A 20,744-nucleotide genomic window follows, 5' to 3' on the forward strand; every position below is an offset into this window, starting at 1 on the left:
CTGCTTGCTCCTCATCGCCCAAAAGTTCATTCGCATCACAGGCCACCTGACCGATGACATCATGGGCGCTCCACTTGCTGTGAGTCAAAAACTGCTGAAGATTGCGCGACTTGGAATCCGGAACGACTTCGGCCATCCGGTCCATGTTTTTGCGCGAACCCGCCTGCATCAGGCCGCTGGCATACTGCCGGGCTTTATCAGTCACATTGTGACGGTAGGATTGAAAATGATGACGGTAGCTTTTCACGAAGGACACAAAACGCCCCCCGATACGGGCGAGAACCCTCTGCGGGGTGGCATAAGATTTCCTCCTGGGTTTACGGTTCTTTCTCCGGGGTTGATTTCATGAATACATCCATAGTAAATAACTGAAGTAATTGCAAGAATAATCTTTACAATGTCAAATTAAAGATGTCAAATAAAAACATTATACTATAAAATAGAAATCATACTTAGCAAGGAGATCTCAAATGGCACGACTTGAACATATGCCCGAAGACGAGAGGAAGCATTTACTCTCTATTCCCTGTCCTAAATTTACACAAACTCCCTTTGTAAAAGGATCATTATTATCCCAACGACGGGTGGCCCTTATCTCAACTGCCGGAATTCACCGGCGTGGGGATCAGCCTTTTGAAATGGGGACATCCAACTATCGGATCATTCCGGCTGATGTGACGGCCAATGATCTGGTGATGAGCCATATTTCAACCAATTTTGACCGCACCGGCTTTCAGCAAGACATGAACGTCATTTTCCCCTTGGATCGCCTGCGGGAATTGGTAAAAGAAAGATTAATCGGTTCACTGGCCGATTTCCACTATTCCTTTATGGGTGCAACCGATCCTGCACAGATGGAAGGGACTGCCCGCGCCCTTGCGGGGATCATGAAACACGACTCGGTAAACTCAGTACTGCTAGTGCCGGTCTGACCGCTTTGCACGCGCGCCGTGGGCGGGCTGTCGCATTACATTGAGGACGAAGGCATTGCCACCACACATATCAGCCTTATTCGGGAGCATACCGAAGTGATAAAGCCCCCGCGAACCCTTTGGGTACCGTTCGAATTGGGGCGACCTTTGGGAGCGCCCAACGATGCCGACTTCCAAAAGCGGGTTCTTAGAAATACGCTTAAACTCCTGGAGGCCGACGCCGGGCCTATATTAGTAGACTATACCGAAGAAGCGCCGGTGGCCGAAACAGACCAGAAACCCGTGGCTTGCCCGGTAAATTTTGCTTTGCCGCCGAACCCGGACACGCCGGTGGAAAACCTGATCTCCAATTTCAAGCAGGAAGTCGATCAAATGCGGGCATGGTATGATACGGCGATAGAAAAGCACGGTCGGACCACCAGCGGAGCGACAGGGCTCTCGGCCGAAGAGACAGCCGCCTTTATAATTGCCTTCGTTCAGGGCGAGCGTCAGAATAAACGGATGCCGGACCTTGTTCTATCTACCGCCCTGAGGATGGCGGCTCAAGATTTGAAGGCCTACTACCTGGAGGCGGTTGCGGCTCAGCCCGGACAGCCGACGGACAGTACCAGTCTATCCGATTGGTTCTGGGGTCAAACCGCAGCTGCCAGAATGATCAATGAGGTGCGGAAAATATGTCTTGAAAGCGGCGATAAAGATCTCAACCTTCTGGGCAAGCTTTTGTTGGTTCCAAGGAGTCAACTTCATCGTTTTAAAGCTTCATAACGGCCGATGGCGCATTTTTTCGGCATCGCCGTTCGGCAGAGGGGCGTTAAAATAGAATCAGCTAACGGGTTATTGTGATGGGTATTTACAGTTTACTGCTTTTATTCCTGGGAATTCTCATTATCGGTTTGGTGTATGCCAAAACCCGTAGGAACCGGATTTCGCACCACGTTTTATTTGCTATTATTCTTTTATTATTTCTAATCGCTTTTTTTTCTATCCATCACCATTTTCAAAAGACCTGCGCTATTTTGTTTGCCGGAAATCTTGATCAAACCATCAGGCTGATTAAGTCATGGGGGGCTGCCGCCCCCTTAATGAGCCTGCTCTTGATGATCCTTCAAGCGATAATCGCACCCCTGCCCGCTTTTATAGTTACTGCAGCCAATGGTATGGTGTTTGGAGGTTTCTGGGGGGCAGCTTTATCCTGGTCCGGCGCCCTTATGGGGGCTTTAACATCGTTTTATATCGCACGTCTTTTCGGAAACGTGGCCGCAGAAAAAATCATCGGAAACCATAAAGCTGTCGAATTTATAAGGCGTGCCGGTGAAAAAAACGGTTTTTATGTGATTCTTTTGGCCAGGCTGTTGCCATTTATTTCCTTTGATTTCATAAGCTACATGGCAGGATTAAGCGGCATCCGCACGTGGGCTTTTATTTCCGGCACGGCTCTTGGCATGCTTCCCGCAACGATTGTCTATACAGTATTCGGCCATAAAATTTCGGTCATGGAGGAACGTTCTCCAATTATTTTAACAATAACGGTCGTTTTTATCTTTATTCTGGTTGTTTACTCCCTTGTTAAGGGTGTAAAACCTGATTCGATAAAGGAGAAAACGAGATCAGGCCCTGATTGAGAAAAGCAATATAGGATTCAGTAGATGACACACAAGGTCTGATCTCTTTTTTCATAGACCTCTAAAATTCGGCCGATAAAGCGCCCACCATGTTTTTCATGTCTTTGGGGTCCCCTGTCGGATGGAGCACGACCATAATCATGGCCCATTTACCCAAAGGCGATTCGTTAAGCGGGGCCGAATAATGTCCATTGCCCCATCGATCGGTTTTAAACATGTAAGGGGCCGTGCCGGCTCCTGTTTCATGTTTGTTGGGTTTCATGTTAACAAACCAGGTGGTATAAACGGAATCGGGTTTAAGCCCTCTGGCTTGAACATTTATATGCTCATTGTCAATAAAAGCGGTACCGCTTGCATCCGGGTGCGATTTGGTCGGACCAAGATTAATGATGCCGCTGCCGCTTGCCGCAAAACCGGACGTGCTGAAAATTATTGCGGTCAAGACGATTGCCAATACTTTCATGTTGCGAGTGATTTTTTTCATTTCAGTCTCCTTGTTTAAAATACATGATGTTAAAAAGAATTTAAATCTAAATACATATGCGATCCTGATGTCTTTGCTTTATGGGAGATTTATTTTGCCCATTTGCCTATTTGTCGAGTTTATGCTTGAATCCTTACAGTGTAAAAAGTCTATGATGAAACCAAACGTTAAAGGAGGAAGCCATGAAATTGCAGGATAAGCTGGACGGAATCAAAAGAGATTTTGAGAAAAAAGCGCCCAAGGAGGCTTTAAAAATCATGCACCGCGCTGTGGATGATCTGACAAATTCCGGAATTCTGGACCGGACCGTAAAAGTTGGAGATAAGGCGCCGGAATTCATCTTGAGAAACACAAAGGGACAGGAAGTGGCCTTAAACCAGCTTCTGTCGAAAGGACCGATCGTGCTGGGCTTTTACAGGGGTCGATGGTGACCTTACTGCAATTTAGAGCTGGAGGCTCTATCAGAAACGGTCCCGGAAATAGAAGCACTGGGCGCCTCGCTGGTCCTTATCTCTCCCCAATTAGAGGAGCACAATCGCGCCGTTGCCGAGGACAAAGGACTGGATGTGGAAATCCTCAGCGATCCGGGAAATAAGGTGGCAGAACGCTACGGCATCAAGTATACGCTTCCAGATGATCTTAAGAAATTGTATCAGCAGTTCAAGATTCATCTTAACGAATACAATGGGGATGATTCCTGGACGCTTCCCATGCCGACCCGGCTCATCATCGATCAGGCCGGCATCATCCAGTATGCAGAAATAAGTCCGGACTATACCGTAAGACCGGATCCTGGGGAAACCATAGCGGCATTAAAAGAAATTATTTGAAGGGAAATCCCCCTGACTGTTGGATCAACTTGGCAACGAGACCCGTCCAGCCGGTCTGATGACTGGCCCCCAGGCCCGCGCCGTTGTCGCCGTGAAAGTATTCGTTAAAAAGGACCAGGTTTTTCCAGTGGGGGTCATTCTGAAAAATGCGCTGCCCGCCGAATATCGGCCGTTCACCATTGCCATTGCGCAAAAACAGTTTCATTAATCTGCGGGACAGTTCGGTGGCCACCTCACCAAGCGTCATCATGTTTCCGGAACCGGTGGGACATTCCACCTTCAACGAATCACCATAGTAATGATTGAATTTTTGCAGGGATTCGATCAACAGATAATTAATTGGAAACCAGATCGGCCCTCTCCAGTTGGAGTTTCCGCCGAACAACCCGCTTTCGGATTCCGCCGGTTGGTAGCTGATGGTATGCGCCTGGCCGTCCACATAAAACGAATAGGGATGGTCCTTATGGCATCTGGAAACAGACCGGATACCGAACTCTGAAAGAAATTCGCTTTCATCCAGCATGGATCGCAGCACCTTAATCAGGCGGTCGCGGTTGACAATTGACAGCAGCCGGCGCGAATTTTCACCCGGCGATTTCACACAGGCGACATTGCCGCTGTCGCGCAGATAAACCCGATTTTCGAAGAACCAGTTCAGGCGTCGCTTGAAAATGGGCAGGCTTTCTACGAGATCATCCTCCAGGGTCTCGACGGCGAGCAGCGGCATTAATCCCACGAGAGAGTGGACTTTAAGTGGAATGATTCTGCCGTCCGGTAAATGCAGGGCGTCGTAAAAAAAACCGTCTTCCTCATTCCAAAGGCTCAGACCGCCACGGTAATCGGCAGTCATGGCCCGGGCGATCCGCAGAAAATGTTCAAAAAATTTACTGGCGCTGTCCTGATATACCGGGTTTTTTGCGGCCAGCTCCAAAGCGATCTTGAGCATGATCAGACAGTAAAATGCCATCCAGGCCGTCCCGTCGGATTGATCGATGTGGCCGCCGGTAGGCAGCGACGCACTGCGGTCGAATACACTGATGTTGTCCAACCCGAGAAAACCGCCCTGAAAGACGTTGCGTCCGCCTTCATCCTTTTTATTTACCCACCAGGTAAAGTTCAGCAACAGCTTGTGAAAGATGCTTTCCAGAAAAGCTCGATCGGCCTTGCCCCGCTGCTTGGCGTCGATTTTATAGACTCGCCAGGCCGCCCAGGCGTGCACCGGCGGGTTGACATCGCCGAATTGCCACTCATAGGCCGGCAGCTGCCCGTTGGGATGCATGTACCATTCGCGAGCCATCAGCTCCAGCTGTCGTTTTGCAAAGTCTGCCTCAACCAGGGCAAGCGGAATGCAGTGGAACGCCAGATCCCAGGCCGCATACCAGGGATATTCCCATTTGTCGGGCATAGAGATGATATCGAAGTTGCTTAGATGCTCCCACTCATGGTTGCGCCCGTCACGGCGGGCCTCCGAAACGGGAGGCATGGCCGGGTCGCCTTCTAACCATTGCTCGATATTGTAATAGAAAAACTGTTTCGTCCAGAGCATGCCGGATAAGGCCTGACGTTGCACACGATTTTCATCGGTGCTCAGGTTGGGATTTTGTATCGCTGCGTAAAATTCGTCAGCCTCTGCCTGACGTTTTTCAAAAATCTCATCAAAACCCATGAAAGCCAATGGGAGCGTCCGGCTTGAAAGGCGCAACCGCAAAACCCGGGATTCGCCTTGTGCAATCACACCGCTGTAAAGGGCTACGACCTTTGTGCCTTCCCCGGCCGGGTTGATCGCTTCTTTTTCTCTGTTGACCAGGTATCGGTGAAACGCATCTTTGACATAAAAACCGCCTTTGGGTGAGTTGGAAAAACGGGCTGCATTGGTTTCGTTTTCAGTGAAAAGCAATTCCGCTGCTTTTTCAGCATACAGATAATAGGTGCCGGCTGCCGGGTGATTAGCTTCCACCGCGGCGATTCCCGCTTTAGCTTTAATCTGTCTGAGCTGAGGTTTTCCCTGCATATCCCCCATAGGGCCTTTTTCATACCCCCAGCTCCAGGTATTGCGGAACCAGAGCGTGGGCAGCACATGACATTCGGCGGCCTCGGGTCCTCGGTTTGCCGTCGTGATCCTGATCAGAATATCATCCGGGTCGGCCTTGGCATACTCGACAAAGACATCAAAGTATCGGTTTTGCTCAAATATACCGGTATCGATTAATTCATATTCAAAGTCCAAATGATCGCGCCGCACATTTTCTGCCAAAAGTTCACTGTAGGGAAACTCCGCCTGGGGATATTTGTAGAGCATTTTCATATAGCTGTGCGTCGGTGTACTATCTAAATAGAAATAATATTCCTTGACATCTTCACCGTGATTGCCCTCGGAACCATTCAGCCCGAACATGCGTTCCTTTAGGATCGGGTCCCTGCCGTTCCAAAGGGCCAGTGCAAAACATAGATACTGAAAACGATCTGATATACCGGCAATGCCGTCTTCACCCCAGCGATAGGCCTTGCTGCGCGCATGATCATGGGGGAAAAATCCCAGGCGCTGCCGTCGGCACTGTAATCTTCCCGCACCGTTCCCCAGGAACGCTCACTGAGATAGGGGCCCCATTTTTTCCAGTTTAAACCGTGATTCCGGTATGATAAAATTCGATGATGTTCAGCCGTCCATTTTGTCATACTGACCCCCAGTCAAATATATTTCACTACTGTATTTGGTTGTTTTTTCTCCGGCAATTTGCTAAAACTGTCGAACAAATCCAATATTATAATTAAATTAGAAATATACAAGTGGGTTTTTTAGGCGCAACTTTCCCTAATTATCATATCAGAATCATGTGCTGTAAATGACAAAAGAAATTTCAGCCGCAAGCCCCGACCATGACCCCGAAACCTGGCTGGATCAATATGGAGACTACTTGTACCGGTTTGCCCTTGCCCGCAGCAAGGATCAGGCTGTAGCTGAGGATCTGGTGCAGGAAACTTTCCTGGCTGCCCTGCGTGGTTATAAAAACTTCAAAGGTGATTCCGCTATAAAGACCTGGCTTACGGCCATTCTCAAGCATAAGATAGTGGATCATCTCAGAAAAAAGAACCGCGAGAGAGCGGTGGATGATGTTGATAGGGTGTCGGAAACAGTTGACGGATTTTATCATAACAATGGCAGGTGGAAAGTCCGGCCGGAAAAATGGGATCAAAACCCTTCCGGGATATACGAACAGCATGAATTTCTGGATACACTCTATAAATGCCTTTCGGAACTTCCTGCTCGAATCTCCAGAGCGTTCATGCTTAGAGAAATAGAAGGCCTCAATACCGAGGAAATTTGTAAAGATTTACAGGTTTCTGCGACTAATAGTTGGGCAATGCTTTACAGGGCAAGAACGTACCTGAGACGCTGCCTTGAAATATTTTGGTTTAACAAGGATAAGGATAAAAGCATATGATGTCTCACTGGATGTTTAATTGTAAAGAAGTATCCCGCCGGGTTTCCGAATCAATGGACCGCAGGATCCCTCTTTATCAACGCCTGCTGATCCGGATGCATCTCTTGATGTGCAGGCACTGTGCCCGATTCAGGCGGCAGCTTATGTTCATAAGAGAACTTTGTCGCAGCCGAAAACTGAATGAAGACCTGCCGGATAAACCCGCCTATATGCCCCCGGATGCCCGCGAACGAATCAAGCAGGCACTAAAAGATGCCGCAGGTCGTATGACCTTATCCTGTAAAGGATCCAGCAAGGCTATCCGTTTCTAAACTTTGTACGGAGACATATCGGTATGATTCGGTTCAAGGACGTCATCCGGTTCTCGCATATATTTTTCCGGCGGGTAAAAAGCGCTGCATGACCGGCAGCGCAGCAGCACACGCCTTCAAGTCCGCAGGATGACGATTTCGCCTCCGCAGGAAGGGCATTCGGCCAATATTTTCTTCATTCCAAAACCTCCTTGACTGATTGTGGCTCATTTCTGAGTTTGAATACAGCGATTTATGTCTGCTTTAAGAAAATATTCAAGTTTTATACGCTATTTTGTAAGCATTCTCCAAGCTTTCAGATAAATCATGCCTGCATAAACATTGTGGCCATATTCAAAAAAAGAAATTGTCATCAGAAACTTCCTCAATTTGGTCAACGGCTTTTCCAGATTATATGATATCTTCAACCCACCAATTAACATGATTGTAAAAACAGGCGGTTAGATCACACTCGGTTTGGGCATTAAATTCACTAATAGAAGAATATAAACGATCCAGAATTTGATCAAAGCGGTCTACCTCTGCAAAGTCATCGGGATTTCCGATTTTTGCAACATCTATTCCCCGAAAGGCTGGGCAGTGATAGATTCCTACGGGCCCCGCCATGAGCATATTAGAGATGCTCAGAACTATAGACATAGGCAAAAGAGCTGAAACTTAAAGAACATGATTTATTTTCTGTGACGCATGGATAAAAAAATATTCGTCTTTCTTTTTAGCCTTAGTATAGTCTTTAAACATTGTTAACCGGTCATTATCTGGAAGATAGCATAAATATCCAATCTCCTTAAGCATTTCAAAAACCGTGTTAAAATCTATTTTATTATATGTACAAAAGGATTGATCAATTTCGCAATAAATAGTCGGCTTAAATTTAACCAATGTTCTTGCTCCACCTAAAAAGACTTTTAATTCGTGACCTTCGACATCGCATTTAATGAATTCCAAACGGTTTATATTCTTTGAAACACAAAAATTATCTATTGTATCTATTTTAACTTGCTCTTGAATTGAACCCTTAAGGTTCCCCGTCCCCAAAAATGCCAAGGCAGTTTTTGGCTTCCATCCATTTTTTAAAGGGATTGTGATGTTTTCATTTTTTTTGATATCTGAAAGAGCCAAATCAACTATATTTACTTGTCTTAACCTTTTCATAGCCCTCATATGCCTTAAAACTTTACGAGGAAACGCAAGTGGTTCAAAGCTATAGATTTTACCTTCACTCCCTACCAAAGGAGCGGCATAAGCTGTAAATCGGCCAACATTTGCACCAATATCGAATATGGTATCTCCTTTCGATATAAAATATTTTATGAAATGAATACTTGGTTCTTTATAGTTTAAAAACGTTGCCTGATAAATACTACTCAGATATCCAAAACTATTAATATATAAATTGTTCCCCAATATTTTTCTAATAATATTTTTTACCATTTGCCATTTTTCTCCTTAAAATCTTTAACGAGCTTTTCAGAGAAATATTCCGTTTGTTTAAATACAATTTCACATACTTTAAAAATATTCTCAAAAAGTATCAGAAAGCGTCATAAAAGAGCTATACGCGGCGACTAAGTTTTAAGTTTGAGATTTTTTTTTGCAGGGATAACCCCAACCCCGCCACTCCCAATGCCAGCATTGCGCAGGCGGGCACGATAACCGAAAAAGAAATTTCTACAAGCAGCAGCCAACCAATTAACAAAGGGCCGAGCGCAGTGGCAAAGATGCTCATGCTGGCAACCATGCCCTTGATGGCGCCCAACGAGGCGCTGCCGTATATTTCGGCCCAGAGAGCTGTCATGGTCGGTCCGGCGATTCCCTGGCTCATGCCTGCCAGCGCCAGAAAAGCAAAAGGCGCCAAAAAGAGCGGGCCTTTCCAGAGAAAAGCCATGCCGGCTGCTACCGGTAGAAGTATAAATGGAAACAGGCGCATCGCACTCCAGCGATCTATAAGCGGGCCGATGGCAAGCGACGCCGTCAAGCGCGCCACCGCAAAACCGACAAAGGCCGCTCCCATGGCTTGGAGTGAAAAGCCGCTTTCTCCAGCCAGCAGTCCCTGATAAAGAAACAGACCGGTCAGCGCCATCGGCAGAAACAAATTACCCGGAAGCAACGCATAAAATCGCCAGTCACGAAAAAGCATCCGGGTGCGGAATCCGGTCCTATCCGTTTCTTTCGCTCCACCCTGATACGCTTCTTTTTCACCGACCAGCGAGTTCATGGCCGGCAGGAGAACAAGTGCGATGACGCCTCCTTGAATGCCCCAGCTCATGCGCCAGTCGGCGGCTTGCATCAGGTACACGATGAGCAGCGGCAGCAAACCTTCGCCCAACGGGTAACCAAGCCCCGAAACACTCAAGGCCCGGCCGCGTCCGTCTTCAAACTCACGCGCCATGGTGGTCGAAGCGGTCAGGCTGAGCAAGCCTTGACCGGTCAGACGCAACCCGAGGAGAGCAAGAAACAGGGCCGGAACATTGAATGCAAAGGCCATCGCCAGACAGGCCAGGGTCAGACCGATGCCCACACTCAGACTGAAAGGCCGTAGCGGCATCCGGTCGATCAGACGGCCGAAAAATGGCAGACAGGCGGCACTAACTAAGGTGGCAGCTGCATATAGCGAACCGAACTGCGCCGGATTCAAGGAAAATGTCTCCAGAATACCAGGCACGAAGAGTGAGATGAGAAAGGTCTGTCCGAAGCTGGAAAAGAGTGTCAGCAAGATGCCGAACGAAAGGACTCGGCAATGGGTGTGTAAGAAATTAAAATAAGCCATAATGGGTAATTATCCTTTGCACACCCCCGAAAGCAAGGCAAGCCAGCATCGCTTCGGTTGAGAACCGGTTTTCAGGTGGAAATATCTGCCACAAGTTTGAGACTTTATTGCGCTCATTGGAGTTCTCTTGTTTTCATAAACTTTATCTCCGGCCACTGCTTCGCCTCAAATTCTGGCCGCCATTCGCTTTCGGCCAGATACGTCAAATTCCTTCTGTATCCAGCGCCAGGTTGCGCTGGTTTGCCCTTCTGCATCCCGTCAGCCGTTTTCTGTTCTCGCAGTTCACCCAACGGGCGGTGGCATAATCGACCCTGTCATAAGCAGCATCCACGTCGTATTCGGTTTTGAGCCGTGCCATGGCCAAATCGAACTGCAACACACCCACGGCTCCAAAATGATTCATTTCTCAACAACGATTCTCATTGTGTTACGATCTCAATTGCTAATCGCTAAAAAAACCAAAGCAGCAACACTCCCGCCAGAAGGATACGATACCAGCCAAAAATCTCCATACCGTTCCGGTTGAGATAAGCCAAAAAACCCTTAACGGCCAGCCACGCCACAAGCCAAGAGACACTCAAACCTAGCATTAGAACTACCGGTCCGGTGGAACGCAGCAGCATCGGTCCTTGCTGACAGAACTCATAAAAAGTGGCGCCGCCGAGGGTGGGCAAGGATAGCAGAAAGCTGAATTCCGCGGCGACCTTAGGTTGAAATCCCAGCAAGCGTGCGGCCATGATCGTGACCATGGAACGGCTGGTGCCTGGCCACATGGCGATGCATTGAGAGACACCAATAACCAGGGCGGACCGAATGGTCATGTCAAAAACCTGCTTTTCCTGCCAGCAGGGATCGACTCTGGGCTTTCGGCGGGATCTGCGTTCGATAACGATCATACATAGACCACCCACAGCCAGAGCGCCGGCCACCGGCCCTATATCGAAAAGGGTGGCCTTGATATAGCTTTCAGCCAACAATCCAATGATCGCTGCCGGTAAAAAGCCCGCCATCAGCAATAGAAGTAAACGGCGACCAGCCGGATCTCGTCCGCTCAGGCCCAGCAGAATCGACCGGATCTGCGGCGCATAGATTCCCGCAACCGCCAGCAACGCTCCGGATTGAATCACAATACCGAAAGCATCGATGCCCGCTTTTGCGGCTGGATTGCGGTATAGGTCAAGCCAGGCGGCGGCGAGAATCAGGTGGCCGGTGGAAGAAACCGGCAGAAACTCGGTTAGCCCCTCAATGAGCCCAAGGAGGGCGGCGTCGATTATCGAGATAATTGGCTGCACCGTTCGGATTTTCCTGTTTCAACATTGATCACTTTAATTGGCGGTATCTGACTTTTAACCGTGGTCTGCATCACTTCATTCGGTCATTGGCACTCACGGATTTTGTGAAAATAAATCTCCGGCCATTTCTCGGCCGTATAGTTAATCTGCCATTCGCTTTCCGCCAGGTAGGTCAGGTTTCCTTCCGCATCCAGCGCCAGATTGGACTGGCGCTCCTTTTCGAAGGCGGTCAGCATTTTTTTGTCATCGCAGCGTATCCATCGGGCGGTGGCAAAATTTACCGGCTCATAAACGGCGTCGACCCCGTATTCGGTCTTGAGTCTCGCCATGGTCACCTCGAACTGCAAAATGCCCACGGCCCCCAGGATCAAGTCGTTGCCCGAAAGGGGTCGGAAAAGCTGGATTGCGCCCTCCTCGACCAACTGGCTCACCCCCTTATGAAGCTGTTTTATCCTGAGCGGGGATTTGAGTCGCACCCGACGAAAATGCTCGGGAGAGAAATTCGGAATGCCAGTGAAACTGAGCGGTTCCTTTTCCGAGAAAGTATCGCCGATCCGAATAGTGCCGTGGTTGTGAATACCGATGATATCGCCGGGCCAGGCATCCTCCACGAAGGCACGGTCCTGAGCCATAAAAATGATCGGATTGGCGATTTGGATATCCTTGCCGATGCGGTGGTGGCGCACCCGCATTCCCCGCTGGAACCGGCCCGAACAGATGCGCAGAAAGGCGATGCGGTCATGGTGGGCCGGGTCCATATTGGCCTGGACTTTAAAGACGAAGCCTGAAAAGGCGTCCTCCTCGGGCATGACCGTGCGGGTGGTGGTCGGCCTGGGCAAAGGCGCCGGGGCAATTTCCAGAAAGGTGTCAAGCAGCTCGCGCACGCCGAAGTTGTTGATCGCGCTGCCGAAGAAAACCGGGGTCTGGCTTCCTTTGAGAAAATCCTGGAGGTCAAAGGGGTCGGCGGCGCCTTCCAGCAGGGCGACATCCTCGCGCAGTTCATCGGCCTGGCTCCCCAAAATTTCATCCAGCAGCGCTTCGTTCAGATCGCAGATGGTGATCGCATCGGCGGGCAGGCGGTCCTGTCCGGGAGTAAACAGTATGAGCTCCCTGCGATAGAGGTTGTAGGTGCCCTTGAAGCGTTTGCCCATGCCGATGGGCCAGGAGAGCGGCGCGCATTCGATTTGCAGAGTTTCCTCGATATCGTTCATGATATCCAGCGGCGACATGCCCTCACGATCGAGCTTGTTGACAAAGGTCAGGATGGGAGTGTTGCGCATCCGGCAAACCTCCATCAGTTTGCGGGTCTGCGTCTCTACCCCCTTGACGCTGTCGATGACCATGACCGCGCTGTCCACGGCGGTGAGCACTCGGTAGGTGTCCTCGGAAAAATCCTGGTGGCCGGGCGTGTCCAGAAGGTTGATTTCGCATTCGCGATAGTTGAACTTCATGACCGAACTGGTCACTGAAATACCGCGTTCCTGTTCAATGGCCATCCAGTCGCTGGTGGCATAACGGCCGGCCTTGCGGGCCTTGACCGAGCCGGCCATCTGAACGGCGCCGCCGAACAGCAGAAGCTTTTCGGTCAGGGTGGTCTTGCCGGCGTCCGGGTGGCTGATGATGCCGAAGGTCCGTCGGCGGTCAATTTCCGTGTTGCCTGACTTGTAAAATGGTTTTTCCATTAATGCTTCAGACGATTTCATAGCGCAGCGCTGTTGATGCTTCCATTCATCATGTCCGGCAAATACGGCTTTTGCATCAAGGCGACATCCTTGACCGGGATTTCACAACTCCATCCGAGTCGGCCGGCAATATGGCGCAGAGTTGCGGCGCGATAAAACACCACATGGGTCGGATCGCGGCGGTAATGCCAGGATGTAAAACAACGCTCATCGGTTAAAAAACAGGTCATAACCGCCATCCATCCGCCCGGTCGCAGCATCCGGTTAAAACGGGCAAATGTCTCGGCCGGTTGATAGAGATGCTCGATCGTTTCCGTGCAGGTAATGAAGTCATAAAGATCGGCAAGCGGTTTTGTATCAGGGAAAAAGAATAAGTCAAACAAATGCACCCGGTGTCCAGCCTCGCGAAGCATGTAAGCCAGGGCCGGACCGGGGCCGCACCCATAATCCAAACCTTTCGCGCCAGGCGACAGCCGATTGAGAAATGGTTTTGCAAGTTTCGCTAAAAAACGGCGATAATCCGGATCATATGGATTGTTCCGGTGCTGACAGTAGCGCGCGTATTCTTCTTCCAAGGACAACCTCTGGGCTGGTATCAAAAAAATCGCCCGGCAAATCCGGCAACGCTTATACCGCAACCCCTCCGTACTTACGAAAAACTGTGCAGAAATATTTTCGCACACAATGCATCGGCAAGGCGGCTCTTGCACATGGATGCCCTCTAAACTTTGCATGGCAGTTCTAAGATTATTCGTATTATGCTTCGATTTTCTCGGCGGCAACGGCTTTCATGCTCAGCCGGATCTTGCCATGCGAGTCGATGCCGAGCACCTTGACCGTTACGGTTTCACCCTCGTGCAAAATATCCGAAACCTTCTTCACCCGGTGGCCGGCAAGCTCCGAGATGTGCACCAGGCCGTCCGTCCCGGGCAGGATTTCGACAAAAGCGCCGAAATCGGCAATCTTCTGGACAATGCCCTGGTAAATCCTGCCGATTTCAGCTTCTTCGGTAATGGCTCTGATACTTTCGGTCACCGCTGCGCCGATAGGGTCGTTCGGCGCAAAGATGCTGACTTTGCCGGAATCCTCGACGTCGATCTTAACCCCGAATTCGGCACTTAATCCCTTGATGATCTTGCCGCCAATGCCGATAAGGTCACGGATTTTGTCTGGGTTGATCTGCAGGATGATTAATTTCGGCGCATGCGCGGGCAGTTGCGGCCTGGGAGCAGCGATGCCTTCGCGCATTTTCTCCAGGATGTGCAGCCTACCTTCTCTGGCCTGCATCAGGGCTTTTCCCATGATCTCCCTTGAGACGCCTTCGATCTTGATATCCATCTGCAGCGCCGTCACCCCTTCATCGGTGCCGCAGACCTTGAAATCCATATCCCCTAAATGGTCTTCATCCCCCAGAATGTCGGAAAGAACGATGACTGTATCATTTTCCTTAATCAATCCCATGGCCACGCCGGCCACCGGTTTTTTGACGGGTACGCCGGCATCCATGAGCGCCATGCTGGCGCCGCAGACCGTAGCCATGGAAGACGAGCCGTTGGATTCGGTTACCTCGGAGACGACTCTAAGGGTGTAGGGAAAAGTTTCCCGATCCGGCAGCACCGCCCGGATGGCCCGGGACGCCAGCGCGCCGTGGCCGATATCGCGTCGGCTGGGGCCGCGCAGAAAGCGCACTTCACCCACGCAATAGGGCGGAAAATTGTAATGCAGCATGAACGGATTAAACGTCATGCCGCCCAGCAGCTCCATCCGCTGCTCATCCGCGCCGCTGCCCAAGGTGGCGGTAACGACCACCTGGGTTTCGCCGCGCGTGAAAAGGGCTGAGCCATGGGTTCGGGGCAGAAAAGACACTTCACAGTCAATGGGCCGGATTTCATCCAGGCGCCTGCCGTCGATTCTGGCGTTTTCCTTGACGATGCGAGCGCGCATCATGTGCTTGCAGAGGTCCTTGAGCAGCGATTTGATTTCAGCGGCCGCTTCTTGCGGAAATTCCTCCGAAAGGTCATCGACCACCTTGCTTTGCAGTTCCCGGTAGCGGAACTCCCGCTCTTTTTTATCCACGCTGGAAATGACCCGGAGCATATCATCGGCAGCCAGCTCCGCCACTCTTTTTTTGAGGTTTGCATTAACCTCCGGTCGTTCCAGAATCATTTTGGGTTTGCCCGCAGCTTCCCGCAGGGCTTGCTGAATATCCAGCAGGGGCTGCAGGGCCTTGTGGCCGAAAAAAATGCCATCCAGGACCTCATCTTCAGCGAGGCTGTCGGCCCCGCCTTCCACCATTACCACCGCATTTCTTGAGCCGGCGACGATCAGATCCAGGCGGGATTCTTTCTGCTGAGCCGGAGTGGGATTGAGAATGTATTGGCCGTCGACAAAGCCGACCCGGACACCGGCGATCGGGCCAAGAAAGGGAATGTCGGAAACCATCAAAGCGCAGGAGGCGCCAAGCATGGCCGGCAGATCCGGATCATTTTCTTGGTCGGCCGATAGCACGGTTGCGATGATTTGGGTTTCGTTGCCGTAGCCGTTTGCAAAAAGCGGCCGGAGCGGCCGATCGATGAACCGGCTGGTTAAAGTCTCTTTTTCACTCGGTCTTCCGATTTCGCGCCTGAAATAACTGCCCGGGATCTTGCCTACCGAATAGAAACGTTCCTGATATTCCACCGTAAGGGGTAGGAAATCGATATCGGTCTTGGGCTCCGGGGCGGCGGTGGCTGTCACCAGCACGACCGTTTGGCCGTAAGTGACCAGGGCCGCGCCACCGGCTTGTTTTGCTAAACGGCCGGTTTCGATGGTCAAGGATCTGCCGCCCAGTTCTATGGTTAATTTTTTATACATGAATTCTCCTTTTTTATGTGACTGCATTAGTTTCATATCGGTGAAGCGTCATTTCGCCGATAGCTAAAGCCGTCTGATATGCTCAAACGGCCGTTTTGTTGACGTAAAGACTTTGAGTAAAGAATTTTTTAAATTTAACCGGAACCTAAAGGCTCAGTTGCGCTGCGGTATCAAACAAGTTGAAAGGATCATCCTCAGGGCGGTGTCGGACGGGAAAGGGCATTGTCGATCACACGCATTGGCAGGGGGGCTAAAAGCGTTATAATCAGTATGGTAAAATTCCAAAATTTAAAAAAAACGTTCATAACGGGTATAAGTTATACTTTGTTAGTGAGCATGTCAAGCGACCATTTAAAATTTCCTGTTAAAATCGCTTTTCATTTACTTTCTATGGCGTGCGATCAGACGATCCCTGATTTTCTTGAGTTTGCTGCTGATGCCGACTTTGTAAATGTGCGGATTTTCGAAACGCTTGTATTCCGCAGGCAGCATGTCCAGGCGCTCGCGGCAATATTGCGCCGTTTGGGATAACGGAGGCGGGTCATACACCATGCGGCCCTTGTCCATTACTTTTTGCAGCAGCGGCTCAGCTTCATATGGGCCGATTTCTAATGATTGATGGGGAATGAACGGATGATGGATCACGAAAATCTTTTTTTCGTCGTCGAGTCCGACCGCATCGGCGCCCCAAAATTGGCCCTGATGATTGATGACGCGCCAGACCTGCTTTTTTTGAGGCAAAGTGATTTTGGACACATTTTCTGAAAGTTTGATAACCGGGCGCCCATCGGCTTGCACCAGTTTGTAAACACCGTCGAGTGCTGCATCCGGATGGCCAATTACCAGGTTAGTCCCCACGCCGAACACGTCGATAGGTGCATCTTGCGCCAACAAGCTTCTGATGACATACTCGTCGAGCTGGTTGGATGCCGCAATTTTGACATACCCTAAACCCGCTTCGTCCAGCAGTGCGCGGCTCTGTTTGGCAAGATAGGCCAGATCGCCGCTGTCCAGCCGGATGCCTTTCAGGCGGTGCCCTTTTTTCTCCATTTCTTTGGCCACGATAATCGCGTTGGGCACGCCGCTTTTCAGGGTGTCGTAGGTGTCCACCAGCAGAACGCAGTCATCCGGCCGGGCGGCGGAAAAACTGCGAAAGGCCGATAGCTCGCTGTCATGGCTCTGAACATAAGCGTGCGCCATGGTGCCCGAGGCCTGCAGATTGTAATCCCTTGCCGCCCGGGCATTGCTGGTCGCATCGAATCCGCCGATAACAGCCGCGCGTCCGGCATGGTAGCCCCCCAGTCCCTGGGCTCGGCGCAATCCGAAATCGATAAGCGTGCCGCTCTTAGCCGCCAGGCGGATGCGACTGGCCTTGGTTGCAATCAGCGACTGAAAATTAAGAATGTTAAGCAACATCGTTTCGATGATTTGGGCCTCGATCAAGGCTCCTTCAACCCTTAAAATCGGGCTTGTGGGAAATACCAAATCCCCTTCCGGCAAAGAATAAATCGTGCCGGTAAAACGGAAATTTTTAAGATAGGTCAAATATCTGGAATCGAAATTTTGCGCTTGCAGAAAATCCAAGTCCTTTTGGTCGAAGCGAAGATTCTCGAGGATCGTCAAAAGGTCCAGTAAACCGGCAAAGACCGCGTATCCGCCGTTAAACGGCGTTTTCCGGTAAAAGTAATTAAATACGGCCTGATGATCTTTGCGGTCGGCCAAAAAATAGGCCTGTCCCATGACCAGTTCATATTGATCGGTGTATGTTGCTGTAATATCGAACATAACCGTTTTTTCCCAATTTCAATCAGATATTTCCCAGCAGCGCATTCATACCGGGTTTGTATCGGCGGCAGAATTGTTCGGTGATCGACCAGAGGTCCGGTGTCAGGAGCGCCTTGACCCCATCGAATATGTGCCGGGAAACGGGGCCGTAGTAAGCTTCGGCAATAGCGCCGGTGATGCAGGCAAGGGTGTCGCTGTCGCCGCCCAGCGAAATGGCGTTGCGAACGGCATCCTCGTAGTCGTCGGCTTCCAGAAAGGAAATGATGGCTTCCGGCACCGTCCCCTGGCACGACACATCAAAATGGTAGGTCGGCCGGAGGCCTGCCACGGTCCGATCGAGATCGTATCCGAACCGATCAACCACCTCCTTTTTAATCACCGCTTTGTCCCGCGTCGTCCTTGCCAGAAAAACGGCCAAAGCAGTCGCTTGGGCGCCTTTGATGCCTTCGGGGTGATTGTGGGATATTTCCGCCGTGCGGGCCGCTTCGCGCAGGACGGCATCAATGCCGTCAAAAGCCCATCCCACCGGGCTGACCCGCATGGCGGCGCCGTTGCCCCAGCTGTTGTAAGGTTCGGGATCAGGGGAGTAAAGCCACTGGATGAAGGCGCCGCCGTAACCGGCATGGGGATGGCGGCGGCCGATCTCCAGGATCCAGCGACGGTAGTCTCCGTCCTGCATAATGGCCTGGGCGACTGCAATAGTGAGCACGGAATCATCGGTGAAGCGGCACTGCGGATGAAGAAGGAGAAACTCCTTGGTCTTGAGCGGATAAGCCTCGTACACCGACCCGATGATATCTCCCGCGATAGCGCCGATCATGCTGTCAGCTCCTATCCGACGCCCGGGCGCAGGCGATACAGGTCAAGGCGCTCGGGTCAACCCGCAGGCGCCCTTCGACAATTTCTTCTTCACAATGGATGCAAAATCCGTAATCGCCGGATGCCATGCGGTCAAGCGCTGTGCGGATGCGCCGCTCTTCCATTGCCGTGAGACGTGCGGCCGCCTGGGCAATGGCCTGCTGCTGCATAGCGTCCATTCGCGACAGGCGTCCTACGCGTGCCTGATCCAGCGCCACGGGTTCCGTCGGTTTTTGACCGGCCGTAATCTCTTTGAGACGCTGCTCAAGACGGTGCTTGAAGTATTTCAGATCAATGTCATCTCGCATGGCGAATGAACGCATTCTCTATTTTACAGATTTGGAAAGCCCCAGGATCTCCCGCGCTCGCCTCACGCCGTTGCGGTTTAAATCCCCCATGACTGGATCGTCCGGCCTCTCTCGTGCGGCATCGGCCGACAGGGCTTCGACCGCTTCGCGGCCGTCGGCGGTCTTAACCGCCTGTTTGGGTGTTTTTCCTCCCAGGGCCGGCAGCTTCATATTTACCCAGCCTTCCCAATGCCGTTTCATCATTTCGGCCATATGGGCCTGAATTTCGGGATGCTGCATGAGCTCGTCTTGCTCGGCGGATCTTTCAGGTTTTTGTTTTTCGGGAATAACGCTCGCTGCCATCGCATCAAGCTCCAGGATTCGATCTGCCTTAAAGCGGACGCCCATTCCCAGACGTTTTTGAATCTCTTTGCGGATTTTTTTGGCGCGTTCGGCCGAGTTAACTTCGACGCTCAGTTTCCGGCCGTCGATGCGGATGGTTCCCATCAACGTGTTTGTGAACTCCGGCTTGCCTTTATACCCCTTTCGATTCCAGGGAATTTCCACGCGTCGGATTTGTCCGTCTGCATCTATCTCGGCTGTCTCGCGAAGATCGGCCTTCCCGTCGGTTGCACACAGCGAGGCAAGTTTTCTAAAAGCCTCTTCGGGCGACTCGACGGCATAGATTATTTTATGAAATTCAATGGGATCTCCGTCGGTATTGCAGATTTGGGGCGGCCGGTGCAAGCGCTCGTCAATATCCAGGAAAGCGGCGCGGATCTCGACATCATGTTCATAAAGATCCTGGTCGGTGATGGAAGGCAAACCGGCTTTAATCTGATTTCTAAGTTGGATGATTTCAGGTTTGTTTCGCGGCGGGATGACGGTTGCAGCCAGCCCGATGAGCATGCCGACGCCCTCTACGCTTACCGCCCGGCCGAACAGGATATCGGCGGGTTTGACATATCGGGAGCCGCTGCGCTCTTCAACGCTGATTTCAGCGCCGGTCAATGCATCCCGCAGGCTGATTCCCTTGCCCGGCTCCACCTTTAAGACCTCCCAGAGTGAGTATGGTTTGCGATTGACGGCGCCGATCAGGGCGAGCTCCATAGGCTCCAGCTGCGTCCCTTTATCCATCGCATAAAGTTCTGCCACGGTGCGATCCGGCGGTCCGTTCAGCTTGAAATCCTCGTCGAATTCGTCGTATTCCCAGTTGAATAGAAGCCAGGGTACAAAGAGCGGCCGCTGGCGATCCATACACTCGGAATCCGGCGCTTCCTTATCATCTTCGGGCCAGATCCAAAATTCATTCAGTGCGCAAGAGAAGATATCCTTACCGAAGGTTTTAACGGCATACTTCATCAGGCGTTCGGCAAGCCTGTCATGTGCCGCCGAAAGTCGTCGGTAGCGAAGCTCAACTGAAGTCGTCACATTGCCGCTCAAACAGCATTTCTTGTATTTTCTGCCGTTGCCGCAGGGGCAGGGATCGTTTCGGCCAATCTGCATTCGTCATTGCCTCCGGGTTTCTTGTTCATGTAATTTTTCTTTACCACATGTGACAATTTTAGGAAAGCGGCATATTTGCCATGAATTTT

21 protein-coding genes are annotated in these 20,744 nt (G+C 50.9%); 6 read left to right on the forward strand and 15 right to left on the reverse strand.

The window, feature by feature from the left end:
* The coding region (locus tag P1P89_08180) for a transposase (GenBank protein MDF1591473.1) at window positions 1-256 on the reverse strand (256 nt) is incomplete at its 3' end.
* A gap of 214 nt (window positions 257-470) precedes the next feature.
* Here P1P89_08180 and P1P89_08185 point away from each other — a divergent pair.
* From P1P89_08185 to P1P89_08195, 3 genes are all read left to right on the forward strand, one after another.
* Window positions 471-932, forward strand: coding sequence for a glycine/sarcosine/betaine reductase selenoprotein B family protein (locus P1P89_08185; GenBank protein MDF1591474.1), 462 nt, complete (start codon window positions 471-473; stop codon window positions 930-932).
* Window positions 933-950: 18 nt separating this feature from the next.
* Window positions 951-1,697: a hypothetical protein gene (locus tag P1P89_08190; GenBank protein MDF1591475.1), complete on the forward strand. Its 747-nt coding sequence runs from the start codon at window positions 951-953 to the stop codon at window positions 1,695-1,697.
* A gap of 77 nt (window positions 1,698-1,774) precedes the next feature.
* Entirely contained in the window at window positions 1,775-2,554 is a 780-nt protein-coding gene (locus P1P89_08195) for a TVP38/TMEM64 family protein (protein MDF1591476.1), read from the forward strand.
* Window positions 2,555-2,615: 61 nt separating this feature from the next.
* On the opposite strand, the gene P1P89_08200 is transcribed toward P1P89_08195, so the two are convergent.
* Window positions 2,616-3,038, reverse strand: a complete 423-nt coding sequence (locus P1P89_08200; protein MDF1591477.1) for a hypothetical protein — start codon at window positions 3,036-3,038, stop codon at window positions 2,616-2,618.
* 257 nt (window positions 3,039-3,295) lie between these two features.
* On the opposite strand from P1P89_08200, the gene P1P89_08205 reads away from it, so the two are divergent.
* On the forward strand, window positions 3,296-3,868 hold the full coding sequence (locus tag P1P89_08205; GenBank protein MDF1591478.1) for a peroxiredoxin-like family protein: 573 nt from the start codon (window positions 3,296-3,298) through the stop codon (window positions 3,866-3,868).
* On the opposite strand, the gene P1P89_08210 is transcribed toward P1P89_08205, so the two are convergent.
* Together P1P89_08210 and P1P89_08215 are read right to left on the reverse strand one after the other, a co-directional pair.
* A complete protein-coding gene (locus P1P89_08210; protein MDF1591479.1) occupies window positions 3,861-6,263 on the reverse strand; it encodes a hypothetical protein in 2,403 nt (800 codons plus the stop codon). The genes P1P89_08205 and P1P89_08210 overlap by 8 nt on opposite strands.
* Before the next feature lie 8 nt (window positions 6,264-6,271).
* A complete protein-coding gene (locus P1P89_08215; protein MDF1591480.1) occupies window positions 6,272-6,544 on the reverse strand; it encodes a hypothetical protein in 273 nt (90 codons plus the stop codon).
* A gap of 167 nt (window positions 6,545-6,711) precedes the next feature.
* Here P1P89_08215 and P1P89_08220 point away from each other — a divergent pair, with 167 nt between their 5' ends.
* Together P1P89_08220 and P1P89_08225 are read left to right on the forward strand one after the other, a co-directional pair.
* Window positions 6,712-7,311 (forward strand): sigma-70 family RNA polymerase sigma factor, encoded by a 600-nt coding sequence (locus P1P89_08220; GenBank protein MDF1591481.1) that lies wholly within the window; start codon window positions 6,712-6,714, stop codon window positions 7,309-7,311.
* Window positions 7,308-7,622, forward strand: a complete 315-nt coding sequence (locus P1P89_08225) for a hypothetical protein (GenBank protein ID MDF1591482.1) — start codon at window positions 7,308-7,310, stop codon at window positions 7,620-7,622. The genes P1P89_08220 and P1P89_08225 overlap by 4 nt, the downstream gene beginning before the upstream one ends.
* Before the next feature lie 657 nt (window positions 7,623-8,279).
* Here the strand turns inward: P1P89_08225 and P1P89_08230 are convergent.
* The 11 genes from P1P89_08230 to P1P89_08280 form a co-directional block, all read right to left on the reverse strand.
* Window positions 8,280-9,056, reverse strand: coding sequence for an FkbM family methyltransferase (locus tag P1P89_08230; GenBank protein ID MDF1591483.1), 777 nt, complete (start codon window positions 9,054-9,056; stop codon window positions 8,280-8,282).
* Window positions 9,057-9,177: 121 nt separating this feature from the next.
* Window positions 9,178-10,392, reverse strand: coding sequence for an MFS transporter (locus tag P1P89_08235; GenBank protein MDF1591484.1), 1,215 nt, complete (start codon window positions 10,390-10,392; stop codon window positions 9,178-9,180).
* 202 nt (window positions 10,393-10,594) lie between these two features.
* A complete protein-coding gene (locus P1P89_08240; protein ID MDF1591485.1) occupies window positions 10,595-10,795 on the reverse strand; it encodes a hypothetical protein in 201 nt (66 codons plus the stop codon).
* A 46-nt stretch (window positions 10,796-10,841) separates the two neighbouring features.
* Entirely contained in the window at window positions 10,842-11,684 is an 843-nt protein-coding gene (locus P1P89_08245; protein MDF1591486.1) for an undecaprenyl-diphosphate phosphatase, read from the reverse strand.
* An 83-nt stretch (window positions 11,685-11,767) separates the two neighbouring features.
* A complete protein-coding gene (locus tag P1P89_08250; GenBank protein MDF1591487.1) occupies window positions 11,768-13,366 on the reverse strand; it encodes a peptide chain release factor 3 in 1,599 nt (532 codons plus the stop codon).
* 17 nt (window positions 13,367-13,383) lie between these two features.
* On the reverse strand, window positions 13,384-13,941 hold the full coding sequence (locus P1P89_08255; protein ID MDF1591488.1) for a class I SAM-dependent methyltransferase: 558 nt from the start codon (window positions 13,939-13,941) through the stop codon (window positions 13,384-13,386).
* A gap of 181 nt (window positions 13,942-14,122) precedes the next feature.
* Complete coding sequence (pnp, locus tag P1P89_08260; protein MDF1591489.1) at window positions 14,123-16,219, reverse strand: polyribonucleotide nucleotidyltransferase; 2,097 nt, start codon at window positions 16,217-16,219, stop codon at window positions 14,123-14,125.
* 381 nt (window positions 16,220-16,600) lie between these two features.
* The gene (locus P1P89_08265; protein MDF1591490.1) at window positions 16,601-18,004 is read right to left on the reverse strand and encodes a nicotinate phosphoribosyltransferase; all 1,404 of its coding nucleotides are present in this window, start codon (window positions 18,002-18,004) and stop codon (window positions 16,601-16,603) included.
* A gap of 22 nt (window positions 18,005-18,026) precedes the next feature.
* Window positions 18,027-18,824, reverse strand: a complete 798-nt coding sequence (locus P1P89_08270; GenBank protein ID MDF1591491.1) for an ADP-ribosylglycohydrolase family protein — start codon at window positions 18,822-18,824, stop codon at window positions 18,027-18,029.
* Between the two features lie 4 nt (window positions 18,825-18,828).
* Window positions 18,829-19,170, reverse strand: coding sequence for a TraR/DksA C4-type zinc finger protein (locus P1P89_08275; protein ID MDF1591492.1), 342 nt, complete (start codon window positions 19,168-19,170; stop codon window positions 18,829-18,831).
* 18 nt (window positions 19,171-19,188) lie between these two features.
* Complete coding sequence (locus P1P89_08280) at window positions 19,189-20,655, reverse strand: SEC-C metal-binding domain-containing protein (GenBank protein ID MDF1591493.1); 1,467 nt, start codon at window positions 20,653-20,655, stop codon at window positions 19,189-19,191.
* Between the last annotated feature and the right edge of the window lie 89 nt (window positions 20,656-20,744).

It is taken from the genome of Desulfobacterales bacterium, from assembly GCA_029211065.1.
Classification (GTDB): Bacteria; Desulfobacterota; Desulfobacteria; order Desulfobacterales; family JARGFK01; genus JARGFK01.